This is a genomic window from Tabrizicola flagellatus (assembly GCF_046295235.1).
In the GTDB taxonomy this organism is placed as follows: domain Bacteria; phylum Pseudomonadota; class Alphaproteobacteria; order Rhodobacterales; family Rhodobacteraceae; genus Tabrizicola; species Tabrizicola flagellata_A.
The window spans coordinates 100073-116360 of the sequence record NZ_JBKBLV010000007.1 but is presented as its reverse complement, the minus strand read 5'-3'; the positions used below and the strand labels follow the sequence as shown (position 1 = coordinate 116360).

Sequence of the window (16288 nt, the reverse complement as noted above, 5' to 3'; positions counted from 1 at the left end):
GCCCCGGCCCCTCGCCCGGCCGCCTCGCGCCCGCCCCGCGCCGCGCCCGCGCCGCTGGCACCGGGCCGGGTGGGGCCCTGTTGCGGGATCTCAAGCGTCTCGGGGACCGGGGTCAGGTCGAGCGCCGCGCGGATGAAGGCGCGCAGCGAGGCGACGAGCGCCTGGGTCTCGACCGGCCGGCCCGCCACCAGATCGCGTGCGGCGGCAGCGGCCAGGGCGACCTGCTCTTCGGTGCCGAGAAGGATGATGTCGGACAGGGCGCCTTCAACCGCGTCACGGATGCGCCGCGCGCGGTCGGAGCCGGGATCGGCGTCTTCAGGCCCGATCTCCCGCAGGTGGCGGGGATCGACCGTCAGGTTGCCGGTGAACGAGCCACCGAGCACCTTGTAGGCCGCGATCAGCACCTTGAGACGTTCGTTGATCTGCCGGTTCATCCGCTCGCGCCGCTGTTGCAGCGTGACCATGAACAGGATGCGGATTCCGATCCCGACCAGCGCGAGAAGCGCGATGCCGATCAGCGTGGTCAGAACCGACTGCTAGCTGGAGAAGTCGAAGCCGCGCATCCGCAGGTCCTTTCGCCGGGGGTCCGGGGCCAGTCTAGCCGCCCGATCCCGACCCGGAAATGACGAAAGCGCGCCGTGCGTGGCGCGCTTTCGCAGAAAATGGTGGGCGATAACGGATTTGAACCGCTGACATCTTCGATGTGAACGAAGCGCTCTACCGCTGAGCTAATCGCCCGATGCGGGGGCTTTTAGCCATCCTCCCCGTCATCCGCAAGGGCCAATCCGGCAGCTTTCGGCCCATCCGCAAGACGAAGCTTCAAGGTCAGCGCCGGACCCTTGTTCTTGACGACCCTGACCTTGCCAAGCGGAGGCGCCGCCAGAGCCTTCCCGGCCGCAAGGGCGGCCCCCATGGCGGTCAGCAGCGCCTCCACCGTCGGCTTGACGTCCGCCCGCCTGGCGCCAGTCGCTTCGGCAACCTGGTCGACAAGATCCTTCAGCTTGACGGTCCCGACAGTGGCCGGCGGTGCCTCGACCTCGGCTTCGACCACCCGCAGGGCTGGTTTTTCCGAAGACTCCGGTCCGGGTTTCGCCTTGGCGGCGGATTTCCGGACCTTTGCGGCCGCTTTCGCCGGGGAGGCTGACTTCTTTTCGGTATCCTTGCTGCGCGCGGCCATGATGCTTTCTTCGGGCTGTTGCGGGGTCGCACAAGACTAGTCGCCGTTTCGCTGCCACGCCAGCACCTTCGGCAGGCTGAGAACGAGAATGCGCTGCCGCTGGGTACTCCGTCTGTGCCCGTTCGGGCAGCGCGGAGGGACACTGCCTCGCAAGGTGCAGGCGGAGTCCAAAGCGCCGGCCCCGAGTCCTGTTCAGCCCGCGTGCACTGGCACGCTTTCCCCATCGACCACGGGCAGGCCGGTCAACCTCCAGGAAGACTGCGAGGCGCTGGACTCCGCCGGCCTCGGTCTGGGGCCGCGCCGCATCGACAGAGGCCAACGACCGCAACGAAAAAAGGCGCGCCCCGGAGGGCGCGCCTTCGTCTGTCTCGGTTTAGTGCGCGGTCTGCGCCGGTTGCTGGGCCTGGGCCGCCCGGGCCGCTGCGGCAGCCTCTTCCGCCGCCTCGTCCCATTCCACCGGCTCGGGCTGGCGCACCAGCGCCTGGGCCAGAACCTCGCGGACATGGCTCACGGGGACGATCTGCAGGCCCTGCTTCACGTTGTCCGGGATCTCGGCCAGATCCTTGGCGTTCTCCTCGGGGATGAAGACCGTCTTGATCCCCCCGCGCAGGGCAGCAAGGAGTTTCTCCTTCAGCCCGCCGATCGGCATGGCGTTGCCGCGCAAGGACACTTCGCCGGTCATTGCGATGTCCTTGCGGACCGGGATCCCGGTCAGGACCGAGACGATGGAGGTCACCATCGCCAGACCCGCCGAGGGCCCGTCCTTGGGCGTGGCGCCGTCCGGGACATGTACGTGGATGTCGATCGTGTCGAACTTCGGCGGCTTCACCCCGATCTGGGGCGAGATCGAGCGAACATAGCTCGCCGCCGCGTCGATCGATTCCTTCATCACATCGCCCAGTTTCCCGGTCGTCTTCATCCGGCCCTTGCCCGGCAGCTTCAGCGCCTCGATGTGCAGGAGATCGCCACCGACGCTGGTCCAGGCGAGACCCGTGACCACGCCGACCTGGTCCTCCTTCTCGGCCAGGCCATAGCGGTATTTCTGGACGCCCAGGTATTCCTCGACCTTGGCCGGATCGACCTCGACCTTCTTCGCCTTGCCCTTCAGGATATCGGTCACGGCCTTGCGGGCCAGCTTGGCGATCTCGCGCTCAAGGTTCCGCACACCCGCCTCGCGGGTGTAGTAGCGGATGACATGGTTGAGCGCGTCGTCGCTGACGCTGAATTCGCCCTTCTTCAGCCCGTTGGCCTTGATCTGCTTGGGCAGGAGATGGCCCTTGGCGATCTCGCGCTTTTCATCCTCGGTGTAACCCGCCAGCGGGATGATCTCCATCCGGTCCATCAGCGGCCCCGGCATGTTGTAGCTGTTCGCCGTGGTGATGAACATCACGTTCGACAGGTCGTATTCGACCTCCAGATAGTGATCGACGAAGGTCGAGTTCTGTTCCGGATCCAGCACCTCCAGGAGCGCCGAGGCCGGATCGCCCCGGAAGTCCTGACCCATCTTGTCGATCTCATCCAGAAGGATCAGCGGATTGGTGGTCTTGGCCTTCTTCAGCGACTGGATGATCTTGCCCGGCATCGACCCGATGTAGGTCCGCCGGTGACCGCGGATTTCGGATTCATCCCGCACGCCGCCCAGGCTGATGCGGATGAACTCGCGCCCCGTGGCCTTGGCGACCGACCGGCCCAGCGAGGTCTTGCCTACACCCGGAGGACCGACGAGGCAGAGGATCGGGCCTTTCAGCTTGGTGGACCGCGCCTGGACCGCCAGGTATTCGACGATCCGTTCCTTGACCTTCTCCAGCCCGTAATGGTCGGCGTCCAGCACCTTCTGCGCCGCGCCCAGGTCCTTCTTGACGCGCGACTTCACGCCCCAGGGCACGCCGAGGAGCCAGTCGAGATAGTTGCGCACCACCGTGGCCTCGGCGGACATCGGCGACATCGTCTTCAGCTTCTTCAGCTCGGCCTCGGCCTTCTCGCGCGCTTCCTTGGACAGCTTGGTCTTCTTGATCCGCTCTTCCAGCTCGGCGACCTCGTTCTGGCCGTCCTCGCCGTCGCCAAGTTCCTTCTGAATGGCCTTCATCTGCTCATTCAGGTAGTACTCGCGCTGGGTCTTCTCCATCTGCGTCTTGACGCGCGACTTGATCTTCTTCTCGACCTGCAGGACCGAAAGCTCGCCCTGCATGTGACCATAGACCTTCTCAAGCCGTTCGGCGATCTCGAGCGTTTCGAGGATCGCCTGTTTCTGGCCCACGTCCACCCCCAGGTGGCCAGCCACCAGGTCCGCCAGCCGCGCCGGTTCGCGCGTGTCGGAAACGGCCGCAAGTGCTTCCTCGGGGATGTTCTTCTTGACCTTCGAATAGCGTTCGAACTCTTCGCTGACCGCACGGACCAGGGCCTCGACGGCGGTCGGATCGCCCTCGGTCTCGGGCAGGGTCTCGGCGGTGGCCTCGAAGAAGGCCGGATTCTCGACGAAACCGGTGATCTTCACGCGCGACTTGCCCTCGACCAGCACCTTCACGGTACCATCGGGCAGTTTCAGAAGTTGCAGGACGTTCGCCAGCACGCCCACGCGGAAGATGCCGTCGGCCTGCGGGTCATCCGCGGTCGGATCCTTCTGCGAGGACAGTAGGATCTGCTTGTCGTCCTGCATCACCTCTTCCAGCGCGCGGACCGACTTTTCGCGGCCGACGAAAAGCGGCACGATCATGTGGGGAAACACCACGATGTCGCGCAGAGGCAGGACCGGATAGCTCTGGATGCTCATATGTCTACCTTCGTTCGCGGCAACCGGCGGGGCCCCGACCATCGGCAACCCGGCCCGCTCCGTCTTCAGATGTGTTAACTTGTGGTCCCCGGGCGGGGGATTCAAGTTCCCGGTTGGTTCGGCAGAATGAACCGGCGCGCGGGCGGCTGCAAGGCGGTAAAATCTGTGCACATGTCGGGTCGGCGGGTCGGGCTTGGCTTACTGCACAAGCGCGGCAGGATCCGGTTGAATGGTCAGGACGCAGGCTCAGACCGGAGATTTCGATGAAGCCCATCCTTGCCCCTGCCCTTTCCCTGCTATTGGCGACGCAGGCGCTGGCAGAGAACCGCAGCGCGCGTCTGGTCGCGATGATGTCGCACCTGCCCGAGGCGGCGCTGGCCGGCCCCTCGGCGATGATGCCCGAGTTCTATGACTTCGAGGCGGCAGCCCGGGTGGCTCTGGCGACGGCCGGAACGGCCGGGATCGAGGCTGATGCCGCGCGCATCCTGGGCGGCCCCTTCGCCCAGGCGCCGGCCGGCGCCAACTGGACAAAGACGGTGGGGTTCGGGCCGGGGGACCTGCGGGCCGCCGCCGTGCTGCGGCAGGCACCGGACGACAGGATGGCGCTGCTGCTTACTCCTGCCGCGATGGGGCGCGTGGCCCCGGCGCTGCTGGCAAATGGCTATGCGACAAGCACGGACCGGGGCTTTGCCGCTTTCTGGCGCGGCGGGCAGGACCTGGCGATCGACCTTGGCGCCCGCAACCCGGACGATCCCTTTGCCGTGCCGCTGCCCAGGTCCTCGCGCATTGCGCTGGCGGGCGAGGTTTTGTTGCAGGCGGCAAGCTGGCCGGGGCTGGAGTCGATGGTGGGGCGCGGGGCGAACAGTGCGGCGATGGCAGCCCTTGCCCCGGCGCTTGATCTGCCGGACTGGGGCGCGCGTCAGCTGGTGCAGGCGGTGCTGTTCACCGACCCGACGCTGTTTGCCCCGGGCTTTGTGATCGAGGACGGCCTGACCCCTGCCCCGGCACCTCCGGGTGCGATGCCCTGGTGGAACGCGATGCTGCTGGCCGACCTGGGCGACGGAACCGGAGATCTGACCCTGCTGGTGCTGAGCTTTGCCACGCAGGCAGAGGCCGAGGCGGCCGCGCAAGCGATGGAGGCGGGGCTTGGCGCATCGGTCCTGCAAGGCTTGGGGGGCAAGACGCTGGCCGAGGCCGCGGCGCCCGGCACGGCGCGGGTGGCGGGGAACGGGCCGTACCTTGCGATCTATGCCATGCAGACGCCGCCCGAGGTGCTGTCTCCCGACTTGCTGCGCAACCGGGGCTTTCATGTGCTTCTGACCGCCGCGCTGTCACAGGACATGCCGCTTTTGGGTCCCGCCCGGCCCTGAGGGTCAGATCGGCTCGATATCGCCTTCGGCCCGCCCTGCATGGAACGCGGCCACGAATGTCGCCAGTCCGCCCGTCGCGATGGCATCCCTCAGCCCCTGCATCAGCACCTGGTAGTAATGCAGGTTGTGCCAGGTCAGCAGCATCGAGCCGATGATCTCGTCCGACTTGACCACATGGTGCAGATAGGCGCGGGAATAGCCGCGGCAGGCAGGACATTGGCAGCCGTCCTCCAGCGGGCGGGGGTCGTCCTTGTGGCGGGCGTTGCGCAGGTTCACCTGCCCGCGCGCCGTCCAGGCCTGGCCGGTGCGGCCCGACCGCGAGGGCAGCACGCAGTCCATCATGTCGATGCCCCGCTCGACGGCTCCGACTATGTCGTCGGGCTTGCCCACGCCCATCAGGTAACGCGGCTTGTCCACGGGCAGGAACCCCGGCGCATAGTCGAGGACGCCGAACATGGCCTCCTGCCCCTCGCCCACCGCAAGGCCGCCCACCGCATAGCCGTCGAAGCCGATGGATTTCAGCGCCTCGGCCGATTCCTCGCGCAGCGCGCGCGTGACACCGCCCTGCATGATGCCGAACAGCGCATGGCCCGGCCGGTCGCCGAAGGCATCGCGCGACCGCTGTGCCCAGCGCATCGACAGGCGCATGGCGCGGGCGACCTCGGCATCCGTGGCGGGCAAGGCAGGGCATTCGTCGAAACACATCACGATGTCCGAGCCCAGCAGCCGCTGGATCTCCATGCTGCGCTCCGGTGTCAGCATGTGTTTTGACCCGTCAAGGTGCGAAGAGAATCGGACCCCTTCCTCGGTCAGCTTGCGCAGGGGGCCGAGCGACATGACCTGAAACCCGCCGCTATCGGTCAGGATCGGTTTTGGCCAGTTCATGAACCGGTGCAGCCCGCCGAGCATTGCCACCCGCTCGGCCCCCGGGCGCAGCATCAGGTGGTAAGTGTTTCCCAGAAGGATGTCGGCCCCCGTCGCCGCCACGCTTTCGGGCAGCATCGCCTTGACCGTCCCGGCGGTGCCCACCGGCATGAAGGCGGGGGTGCGAATCTCTCCCCTCGGGGTCGAGATCACCCCGGTCCGCGCCGCGCCTTCGGTCGCCGTCACGCTGAAACTGATGCCCGTCGCCATGCCGACCGCCCCCTTCGCTGCCGCTTCCTTGGGCCAAATCCGGGGAAAAGTGAAGCCGGACCGATCCGATCCGCCCCCTGCCCCGTAATTCCGCTTGATCTTCGCGGCAATCTCTCTATCTGCGTGAATGAACGTTCATTCCCAGAACCATCAAGCCCGGTATCACCCGCATGTCGTCCTTGCCGCAACCCGCGCAATCCTCCGAAGAGCGCAGCCTGGAAATCCTGGGCCTGATCCGGCAGGCCTTTGCCGAAAAGGGATTCGACGGCGCCTCGATGCAGGACCTGGCCCGCGCCGCCGGGATGAGCGTGGGCAACTTCTACCGCTACTTCCCCTCGAAGGCGGCCATCGTCGAGGCGATGTGCGGCTATGACCTGGCCGAGATCCAGGCCGATTTCGCCGAGATCCAGACCTCGGACCAGCCGATGGCCTGCCTGCGCGACCGGATTCTGGCGCATTTCGACGAGGAAGGGACGAAGGACGGCCAGCTCTGGGCCGAGATCACCGCCGCCGCGATCCGCAAGCCCGAGATCGGCGCGGCGGCGCGGCAGATGGAAGAGACGATCACCCGCTTTCTCTGCGCGATCTTCGCCAACGTCACCCGGCGCAGCATGGAGGACGCCTGCCACCGCTACGAAGGCCAATGCCAGATGCTGGTCATGCTGGTGAAGGCCATGGCGATGCGCACCGCCCAATGCGGCCCGGCCAGCCCCGCGCTGGCGGCCCAAGTGGTGGCGGTGATCGACCGCATCCTGACCGAGATTTCCAATGACAAAGCTGAAGGCTAAGCCCATGCGCCCCACCCTGATCCTTGCCGCCGCCCTGACGCTGGTCAGCCCCGCGCTGCCCGCCCTTGCCGAAGGCGCCGCAGCTGCGCAGGCCGCCTCGGCCCCTGCCGCAGCCCCCGCCCTGCCGGCCATCACCGTAGCCGAAGTGACCACGCGCCGCCTGACCGACCGGGTCATCGCCTCGGGCCTGATCGCCGCGGTCGAGGAAGTGCAGGTCGCCCCGCTGGTCGAGGGCCAGCCGCTCGACCGGCTGCTGGCCGATGTCGGCGACACGGTGACCGAGGGACAGGTGCTGGCCGTCCTGTCGCGCACCACGCTTGACCTGCAGCGGACCGAGGCGGTCGCCTCGCTGGCCGCCGCGCAGTCGGCCATCGCCCAGTCCGAGGCGCGGCTGGTCGAGGCCGAGGCCGCCGCCGCCGAGGCCGCCCGCGCGGTCGAGCGGACCGCGAAGCTGCGGCAGAGCGGCACCGCCCCGCAGGCGACATGGGACACGGTGCAGGCCAATGCGACGGCGGCCAATGCCCGGGTGACGGTGGCGCGGCAAGGGCTTGAATCGGCGCGCGCGCAGCTGGCACTGGCCGAGGCGCGGCTGGAGAACGTGGACCTGATGCTGGCGCGGACCGAGGTGAAGGCCCCGGTCGCGGGCAAGATCGTCGCGCGCAACGCCAAGATCGGCGCCATTGCCACCGCGGCCGGGCAGCCGATGTTCGTCATCGTCCGCGACTCGGCGCTGGAACTGCGGGCCGACGTGTCCGAGACCGACCTCCTGCGTCTCGCGCCGGGCCAGAAGGCAAACCTGCGCGCCGTGGGCATGGCCGGCACGCTTGAGGGCACAGTGCGGCTGGTCGAACCCGCCATCGACCCGGTGACCCGGCTGGGCCGGGCGCGGATCGCGGTCGATCAGGCGGGCGAATTGCGCACCGGCATGTTCGTCGAGGCCGAGATCATCGCCGCCGAACGTGACGGGCTGGCCGTCCCGGTCACCGCCATCGGCGCCTCGCCCGAGGGCACCAGTGTCATGCGGGTGCGGGACGGCGTGGTCGAGCGGGTCGCGGTCACCACCGGCATTCGCGACGGCGGCATGGTCGAGATCGTCTCGGGCCTTCAGGCCGGCGACCAGGTGGTGCTGAAGGCGGGCGCCTTCGTCCGCGCGGGCGACCGGATCAACCCGGTCCCTGCCCCCGTTGCCGGCAACTGAGGAGAGGCGCGATGAACTTCTCTGCCTGGTCGATCCGCAATCCGGTCGCGCCGCTTCTGGCCTTCTTCCTGTTCATGGTCTTGGGTTGGCAAAGTTTCAACAGCCTGCCCATCACCCGTTTCCCGAACATCGACGTGCCGCTGGTGGCCGTGTCGGTCGGCCAGTCCGGCGCCGCGCCGGCCGAGATGGAAAGCCAGGTGACGAAGGAAATCGAGGATGCCGTCGCGGGCCTGACCGGGGTCAAGCGCGTCACCTCGACCGTGACCGACGGCCTGTCCACGACCGTGGTCGAGTTCCGCATGGAAGTGCCGACCGACAAGGCGGTGCAGGACGTGAAGGATGCGGTGGACCAGATCCGCGGCGACCTGCCGGGGGGCATCGAGGCCCCGATCGTCAGCCGGATCGACGTCGAGGGACAGGCGATCATGACCTTTGCGGTCTCGGCCCCCGACATGTCGATGGAAGAGATAAGCTGGTTCGTCGATGACACGGTGACCCGCGCGCTGCAAGGCCGCCCCGGCATCGGCCGCGTCACCCGCATCGGCGGGGCCGACCGCGAGATCCGGGTGGAGCTGGACCCTGTGCGGCTGGCAAGTTACGGCGTCACGGCCCAGGCGGTGAGCGCCCAGATCGCGGCGACGAACGTCAACCTCGGCGCGGGCAAGCTGCAGCTGGGCGACGGCGAGCAGGTGATCCGCACGCTGGGCGACAGCGGCACGGTCGAAAGCCTCGCCAACACCACCATCGCCCTACCCTCGGGCCGCTTCGTCAAGCTGACCGACCTTGGCCAGGTGATCGACAGCTATGAGGAGCTCAAGAGCTTTTCCCGCATCGACGGCGAGCCGGGCGTCAGCTTCCTCGTCTTCCGCGCCAAGGGGGCGTCCGAGGTCAGTGTGGCGGAACTGACCAACCAGGTGGTGGACCAGCTGCGCCAGGACCACCCGAACGTCACCATCACCATGGTGGACGATTCCGTCTTCTACACCTATGGCAACTACGAATCCGCGATCCACACCCTGCTGGAAGGCGCGCTGCTGGCGGTGCTGGTGGTGCTGGCCTTCCTGCGCAACTGGCGCGCGACGCTGATTGCCGCCGTGGCGCTGCCCCTGTCGGCGGTGCCGACCTTCTGGCTGATGGACCTCCTCGGCTTCTCGCTGAACCTCGTGAGCTTCCTGGCGCTGACGCTTGCCACCGGGATCCTGGTCGATGACGCGATCGTGGAGATCGAGAACATCGCCCGCCACATGCGCATGGGCAAGACGCCGTTCCGCGCCGCGATCGACGCCGCCGACGAGATCGGCCTTGCCGTCATCGCCACCTCGGCGACCATCGTCGCGGTCTTCGTTCCGGTCAGCTTCATGCCCGGCATCCCGGGCCAGTATTTCCGCCAGTTCGGCCTGACCGTGGCCATCGCCGTCATCTTCTCGCTGATGGTCGCGCGGCTGATCACGCCGATGATGGCCGCCTACCTGATGCGGTCGAAGGATGCCGCGGTCGGCCATGGCGAGGGCCACCGGGACGGTCTCGTCATGCGGGGCTATCTCTGGCTGGTGCGCGCCACGACGCGGGTGCGGCGGTCGAAGCGCTGGCCCTGGCTCGCGCTGCCGACCTACTACATCACCCTCGTCGCCGCCGTGATCGTGGTGATCTTCTCGGTCTTCGCCATGCTTCAGGTGCCCGGCAGCCTGTTCCCGCCCGAGGATGAAAGCCGCATCGTGGTCTCGGTCGAACTGCCGCCCGGCGCGACGCTGGACGACACCGCCGCCACGACCGACGCGATGCGCGAGGCGGTCAAGGACATCGACGGGGTGAAATCCGTCCTGGTCATCGGAGGCTCGGCCCCCCTGGGCGACCGCGACATCCGGCGGGCGACCTTCACCATCATCCTCGACCGGCTGGACAACGGGCTGGAGCGCAAGCTGATCGACCTTGGTCGCGCCCTGCCCGTGGTCGGCGGCCTGATCCCCGAGATCCCGTCCACGGGCCGCCTGCGCCCGCAGCACGAGATCGAGACCGAGGTCTTCGACCGGCTGAAATCCGTTCCCGACGTGCGCGCCTTCAAGGTCGGCGGCCCCGGTGGCGGCTCGCGTCCCTTTGCCTACGACATCCTGTCCAGCGACGACAACGATCTGAACCTCGCGGTGCAGAAGATCGAAGAGGCGCTGCGCGACGAGCCGATGTTCCTCAGCCCCTCGACCGAGGCCGCCCTGCCCCGGCCCGAGATCCAGATCACGCCCAAGCCCGACGAGGCCGCCCGGCTGGGCGTCACCGTGCAGCAGATCGCCAGCACCGTCCGCGTGGCCACCATCGGCGATGTCTCGGCCGCGCTCGGCAAACTGTCGATCGACAACCGTCTGGTGCCGATCCGGGTCCAGCTGGACGAGGCCTCGCGCGACAACCTCGCCCGCATCTCGGCGCTGAAGGTGATGACCTCAGCGGGCCCCGTGCCCCTGTCGGCCGTGGCCACGGTCGAGGTGGCCGAGGGTCCTTCGGTCGTCAAGCGGCTGAACCGCCAGCGGGTCGCCACGCTCGGCGCCGACATCGCGCCCGGCTATGTGCTGGACCAGGCGACCGCCCGCTTCAACGAGATCCTGCCCACGCTGAACCTGCCGGCGACCGTCCGCGTCACGCCTTCGGGCGATGCCGAGATCCAGGCGGAACTGGTCGGCAGCTTTGTCAACGCGATGGTGCTGGGCGTCCTCCTGATGATGTTCGTGCTGATCCTCCTGTTCCACTCGGTCCTGCAACCCCTGACCATCATCTTCTCGCTGCTCCTGTCGGTCGGCGGGGTGGCGGCGGCGCTGATCCTGACGCAGAACCCGCTGTCGATGCCCGTTCTCATCGGCATCCTCATGCTGATGGGGATCGTCGCGAAGAACGCGATCCTCCTGATCGACTTCGCCATCGAGATGCGGGCCCGCGGCATGAAGCGGATCGAGGCGGTGATCGAGGCCGGCCACAAGCGCGCCCAGCCCATCGTGATGACCTCGATCGCCATGTCGGCGGGGATGCTGCCCTCGGCGCTCGGTGTCGGCGAAGGCGGGGCGTTCCGTTCGCCCATGGCCATCGCCGTGATCGGCGGGATCATCGTCTCGACGGTTCTGAGCCTCGTCGTCGTGCCCTCGATGTATCTGGCGATGGACGACCTGTCGCGATTCTTCTCGTGGATCCTCGGCCGGTTCATCGGCAAGAAGGAGGCCGAGCCGACCCCGCCCGATCCCCTGGTGCTGGCCGATGGCATGGCGCGGACCCAGGTCGATGTCGCGGTGTTGCAGAACCGGGTGTCTGTGCTAGAGGCCGCCCTGGCCCGCAGCACGCCCCGGCCACACGCGGCGGAATAGGGTCAGGCCGCGGGCAGATGTCGCAGGCGGAAAGCCTCGGCCTCTGCCCCGGTCGGCGCGACGCCGCAGAAGGTCAGCACATAGGCCGGAACCCGGCGCAGGCGGACCTCGAGGCTTTCCTCGGACCGCAGCGCGATATAGCCGACCTGGGTGAGATAAAGCGTCCGCGCCCGGGTGTCGGCCTCGGTCTCGTCATAGCCGAAGCGGCGGAACAGGCCGGTGATCGCGGCGATCCGGGTCTCGTCGGCCTCGGCCATCGCGCGGGCGACGGCGGCATCGGTCAGCGACCAGGTGCGCATGGCGAATTCCAGCCGGCTGTCGAACAGCGCGCTGTCGTACCAGCAGTCGAACAGGTTGAGCATGGCTTCGGAAATGGTCGCCGCCGGCGCCTCGCAGCGGGCAACCAGGTTGGCGGTGTTCTTCTCGCGCCAGCGGTCCACCAGCCGGGCCAGTAGCGCCTCGCGGTCCGGGAAATGCCAGTAGAAACTGGTGCGCGACAGTCCCAGCCGCTCGGCCAGCGGCATCACCTTCACCGCATCCACCCCGCCCTCGACCAGAAGGTCATAGGCCGCCTCCAGCCAGAGGTCGGGCGTGCCCCGCCAGCCGCGTTCCGGTCTTTGCATCGTCATGCGCCACCCTAGGCCCGGGGCGGTTTCAAACACAAGACCACAAGAACTCGACATATGTGTCGAGTTTTGTCTTGCGCGGGCAACGGGGCCGATCTAGCATCCGGGCCATCCCTCCCACAGGCAGGCCTTCCGATGTCGAACGATCCCCTTCTCCAGCCCTATCGCCTGAAGCATCTGACCTTGCGCAACCGGATCATCACCACCAGCCACGAACCGGCCTACGGCGATGACGGCATGCCGAAGGACCGCTACCGGCTCTACCATCTCGAGCGGGCGAAGGCCGGGGTGGCGATGGTGATGACGGCGGGTTCGGCCAGCGTCAGCCGCGACAGTCCGCCGGTCTTCTCGAACCTCCTTGTCTGGAAGGACGAGGTGGTGCCGTGGATGAGGCGGCTGGTGGACGACTGCCACGAGGCCGGGGCGGCGGTGATGATCCAGCTGTCCCATCTCGGCCGGCGGACACGCTGGGACAAGGGCGACTGGCTGCCGGTGATCTCCGCGACCCACGAACGCGAGCCTGCACACAGGGCAACGCCTAAACCGGCCGAGGACTGGGACATCGCCCGCATCATCCGCGACTACGCCGATGCGGCAGAGCGGATGAAGGCGGCAGGGGTGGACGGGATCGAGTTCCTCTGCCACGGCCACCTGCTGGATCAGTTCATGTCGCCGCTGACCAACAGTCTGCCCGCCCCCTATGGCGGCAGCCTGGAGAACCGCGCCCGGCTGACGCTGGACATGGTGGCCGCCGTGCGCGAACGGGTCGGGCCCGAGATCATCCTCGGCCTGCGCTATGGCGTGGACGAGATGGAGCCCGGCGGCATCGACATCGAGGAAGGCTTGGCGCTGGGAAAGCTGTTCCGCGACAGCGGGATGGTGGACTACCTGAACATCAACCGAAGTCGGATCCACACCGATCCGGCGATGACGGACCTGATCCCTGTGCAGGGCATGCGGTCCGCTCCGCACCTGGACTTCGCTGGCCGCATCCGGGTCGAAGTCGGGATGCCGGTGATCCATGCCTCGCGCATCCCGGACGTGGCCACGGCCCGGCACGCAGTGGCCACCGGCCAGGTCGATCTGGTGGGGATGACGCGCGCCCACATGGCCGACCCGCATATCGTGCGGAAGATCGTCGAGGGCCGTGAGGACGACATCCGGCCCTGCGTCGGCGCAACCTACTGTCTGGACCGGATCTATCAGGGGGGCATGGCGCTCTGCATCCACAACCCCTCGACAGGGCGCGAGGCGACGCAGCCGCACCAGATCGAGAAGGCCGGGGTCAGGAAGAAGGTCGTCGTGGTCGGCGCCGGTCCCGCGGGTCTGGAGGCTGCGCGGGTGGCGGGCGAGCGGGGGCACCCGGTGGTCGTTTTCGAGGTCGCCGACAAGCCCGGCGGGCAGGTCCGGCTGACGGCGCAATCGAAGCGGCGGGCCGAGATGATCGGGATCATCGACTGGCGGCTGGCGCAGTGTCAGCGGCTTGGGGTGGAGTTCCGGTTCAACACCTGGGCCGAGGCCGAGGATGTCCTGGCCGAGGCGCCGGACGTGGTGGTGATCGCGACGGGGGGGATGCCGACGACCGAGCTTCTGGCCGAAGGGAACGATCTGGTGGTCTCGGCCTGGGACATCCTGTCGGGCGATGCCAAGCCCGGCGAGAACGTGCTGATCTACGACGAGGCCGGGGACCATGCCGCCCTGCAGGCGGCGCAGGTGATCGCCGAGGCCGGGGGCAAGGTCGAGGTGATGACGCGCGACCGGACCTTCTCGCCCGAGGTGATGGGGATGAACCTTGTCCCCTACATGCGCGCGCTGCAGGACAAGACGGTGACCTTCACGGTGACCTACCGGCTGGATGCCGTGCGGCGGGCGGGGAACCGGCTGGAGGCGGTGATCGGGTCGGATTACATGAAGCTCGACAAGACGCAGCTCCACGATCAGGTGGTGGTGAATGCCGGGACGCAGCCGCTTGCCGACCTCTACTTCGCGCTGAAACCGGTCTCGGGGAACAGGGGGGCGGTCGATTACGATGCCCTCATCGACGGGAGACCGCAGCCGGCGGTGGAGGGGTTCCAGCTGTTCCGCATCGGCGACGCGGTGGAGGCCCGGAACACCCACGCGGCCATCTATGATGCGCTGCGGCTGGTGAGGACCGTCTGAGCCGGTGATGCCCTGGGCCGGCGAGGTCCCGGGTCAGGCCCGGGACGGGGTCACGGCTTCTTCCGGCAGTAGAGTTCCATCCGGTGATGGATGATCTCGTAGCCGAGTTCGGCGGCGATCTGGCGCTGGAGTTCCTCGATCTTCTCGGAGCGGAACTCGGTGATGCGGCCGGTGTCGAGGTCGACGATGTGGTCGTGGTGGGGGGCATCCGCCACCTCGTACCGCGCGCCGCCGTTTTCGAGGGCGAGGCGCAGGACCACCCCTTCCCGTTCGAGGACCGAGAGGGTGCGATAGACTGTGGCGAGCGACAGGCTGTCGTCGAGGGTCCGGGCGCGGCGGTGAAGCTCGGCCGCGTCGGGGTGGTCGTCGGCCTCGGTCAGGACCTTGAGGAGCGCCTCGCGCTGGCGGGTCACGCGGACGCCGGTGTCGCGGAGGGCCTGTTTCGGGGTCGGTTTCATGACGCCGAATGGTAGCGGGACCGGGGAACGGGGTCAAATCCTGCGGATGTGTCCACGGTGGACAAACTCTGAGATACGTTTCATTTCAATGGGTTGCGATTTTCTGTTAGGGTGGTGTTAAGAGTTGTGGCAAGCCCGTTTTCGCGCCGTTTCAGGCGGCTGCGGCGGGGGTGGCGAGATCTGACAGGATGCTCGCGGCGATCTCCATTGAGCGCACGCGGGCCGCATGGTCGTGCATCATGCCGGTGATCATCACTTCGTCCGGCTGATGGCGGGCGATGAGGTCGGTGAGCTGCCGCCGGACGGTTTCGGGGGAGCCTACGGCGGAGCAGGAGAGCGCATAGCGGGCCTGGGCGAGGATCGGTTCGGGGATGTCGCCGAGGTCGAGCGTGGGCCTCGGGAGTTGGCCGGGGCGACCGCTGCGCAGGCGCGCGAAGGCGAGGAGTTGGGAGGAGCGGAGGTAGGTGGCTTCCTCGTCCGTGGCAGCGGCCGAGACGCCGATGGCCATCATCGCGTAGGGTTTCGCAAGGTGGGCGGAGGGGCGGAAAGTGCGGCGGTAGATCTCCAGCGCCTCTTCCAGGTGGGTGGGGGCGAAGTGGGAGGCGAAGGCGTAGGGAAGGCCCAGGTAGGCCGCGAGTTGCGCGCCGAAGGTGCTGGAGCCGAGGATCCAGACCGGGACATTGGTGCCGGTGCCGGGGATCGCCTGCACCGGGCCGGGGGTGTCGCCGAGGTAGCCGATTAGTTCCAGCACGTCCTGGGGGAAGGTGTCTTCCTGCGCCATGTGGCGACGCAGCGCGCGGGCGGTCTGCATGTCGGTGCCGGGCGCGCGGCCGAGGCCGAGGTCAATGCGGTTCGGGTAGAGGGTGGCGAGGGTGCCGAATTGCTCGGCCACGACCAGGGGGGAGTGGTTCGGCAGCATGATGCCCCCTGCCCCGATGCGCATGGTCTTGGTGTGGCCCGCGACATGGCCGACCACGACGGGGGTCGCGGCAGAGGCGATGCCGGGCATGTTGTGATGCTCGGCCAGCCAGTAGCGGTGGAAGCCCGCCTTTTCGGCGGCTTGCGCGAGCGCGACGGTGGATTTCAGCGCCTGGGCGGGGGTCTGGCCTTCGGGGATCGGGGCCAGGTCGAGGTAGGAATAGTGCTGCATGCGCGGCCTCCGGTTACCATGAGAGGTAATCATTCCGGGGGATGGGGCCAAGGGGGATGTCGTGTCGGCCGCGTAGGGTGCGCTACAGCGCAACATAGGATGGTGCGCGGTAGCGC

12 protein-coding genes and 1 tRNA gene are annotated in these 16288 nt (G+C 67.8%); 5 read left to right on the top strand and 8 right to left on the bottom strand.

Translation table 11 applies throughout. The features are described from left to right. The 4 genes from ACK4IU_RS04625 to lon all read right to left on the bottom strand — a co-directional run. On the bottom strand, positions 1-464 hold a 464-nt coding region (locus ACK4IU_RS04625), incomplete at its 3' end, for a hypothetical protein (RefSeq protein ID WP_409732130.1). 199 nt (positions 465-663) lie between these two features. Then, positions 664-738 (bottom strand) — tRNA-Val (locus ACK4IU_RS04620). Between the two features lie 13 nt (positions 739-751). Continuing rightward, the gene (locus tag ACK4IU_RS04615) at positions 752-1177 is read right to left on the bottom strand and encodes an HU family DNA-binding protein (protein ID WP_409732128.1); all 426 of its coding nucleotides are present in this window, start codon (positions 1175-1177) and stop codon (positions 752-754) included. A gap of 373 nt (positions 1178-1550) precedes the next feature. Next, positions 1551-3947: an endopeptidase La gene (gene lon / locus ACK4IU_RS04610; RefSeq protein ID WP_409732126.1), complete on the bottom strand. Its 2397-nt coding sequence runs from the start codon at positions 3945-3947 to the stop codon at positions 1551-1553. A 263-nt stretch (positions 3948-4210) separates the two neighbouring features. Here lon and ACK4IU_RS04605 point away from each other — a divergent pair, with 263 nt between their 5' ends. Next, complete coding sequence (locus ACK4IU_RS04605) at positions 4211-5317, top strand: hypothetical protein (RefSeq protein WP_409732124.1); 1107 nt, start codon at positions 4211-4213, stop codon at positions 5315-5317. Positions 5318-5320: 3 nt separating this feature from the next. Here the strand turns inward: ACK4IU_RS04605 and tgt are convergent, their stop codons facing one another. Continuing rightward, complete coding sequence (tgt, locus tag ACK4IU_RS04600) at positions 5321-6451, bottom strand: tRNA guanosine(34) transglycosylase Tgt (protein ID WP_409732122.1); 1131 nt, start codon at positions 6449-6451, stop codon at positions 5321-5323. A gap of 170 nt (positions 6452-6621) precedes the next feature. On the opposite strand from tgt, the gene ACK4IU_RS04595 reads away from it, so the two are divergent. The 3 genes from ACK4IU_RS04595 to ACK4IU_RS04585 are packed head-to-tail and all read left to right on the top strand — an operon-like array spanning position 6622 to position 11778. Continuing rightward, positions 6622-7239 (top strand): TetR/AcrR family transcriptional regulator, encoded by a 618-nt coding sequence (locus ACK4IU_RS04595; RefSeq protein ID WP_409732120.1) that lies wholly within the window; start codon positions 6622-6624, stop codon positions 7237-7239. After that, entirely contained in the window at positions 7220-8437 is a 1218-nt protein-coding gene (locus tag ACK4IU_RS04590) for an efflux RND transporter periplasmic adaptor subunit (protein WP_409732118.1), read from the top strand. The genes ACK4IU_RS04595 and ACK4IU_RS04590 overlap by 20 nt, the downstream gene beginning before the upstream one ends. Before the next feature lie 11 nt (positions 8438-8448). Further along, on the top strand, positions 8449-11778 hold the full coding sequence (locus tag ACK4IU_RS04585) for an efflux RND transporter permease subunit (protein WP_409732116.1): 3330 nt from the start codon (positions 8449-8451) through the stop codon (positions 11776-11778). Between the two features lie 2 nt (positions 11779-11780). On the opposite strand, the gene ACK4IU_RS04580 is transcribed toward ACK4IU_RS04585, so the two are convergent. After that, positions 11781-12401, bottom strand: coding sequence for a TetR/AcrR family transcriptional regulator (locus ACK4IU_RS04580; RefSeq protein WP_409732114.1), 621 nt, complete (start codon positions 12399-12401; stop codon positions 11781-11783). Positions 12402-12539: 138 nt separating this feature from the next. On the opposite strand from ACK4IU_RS04580, the gene ACK4IU_RS04575 reads away from it, so the two are divergent. Continuing rightward, positions 12540-14564 (top strand): FAD-dependent oxidoreductase, encoded by a 2025-nt coding sequence (locus ACK4IU_RS04575; protein ID WP_409732112.1) that lies wholly within the window; start codon positions 12540-12542, stop codon positions 14562-14564. A 50-nt stretch (positions 14565-14614) separates the two neighbouring features. Here the strand turns inward: ACK4IU_RS04575 and ACK4IU_RS04570 are convergent, their stop codons facing one another. Together ACK4IU_RS04570 and ACK4IU_RS04565 are read right to left on the bottom strand one after the other, a co-directional pair. After that, positions 14615-15022 carry a Fur family transcriptional regulator gene (locus ACK4IU_RS04570; protein ID WP_409732110.1) on the bottom strand — a complete coding sequence of 136 codons (408 nt, stop codon included), beginning with the start codon at positions 15020-15022 and terminating at the stop codon, positions 14615-14617. 151 nt (positions 15023-15173) lie between these two features. Continuing rightward, positions 15174-16172: an LLM class flavin-dependent oxidoreductase gene (locus ACK4IU_RS04565; protein WP_409732108.1), complete on the bottom strand. Its 999-nt coding sequence runs from the start codon at positions 16170-16172 to the stop codon at positions 15174-15176. Between the last annotated feature and the right edge of the window lie 116 nt (positions 16173-16288).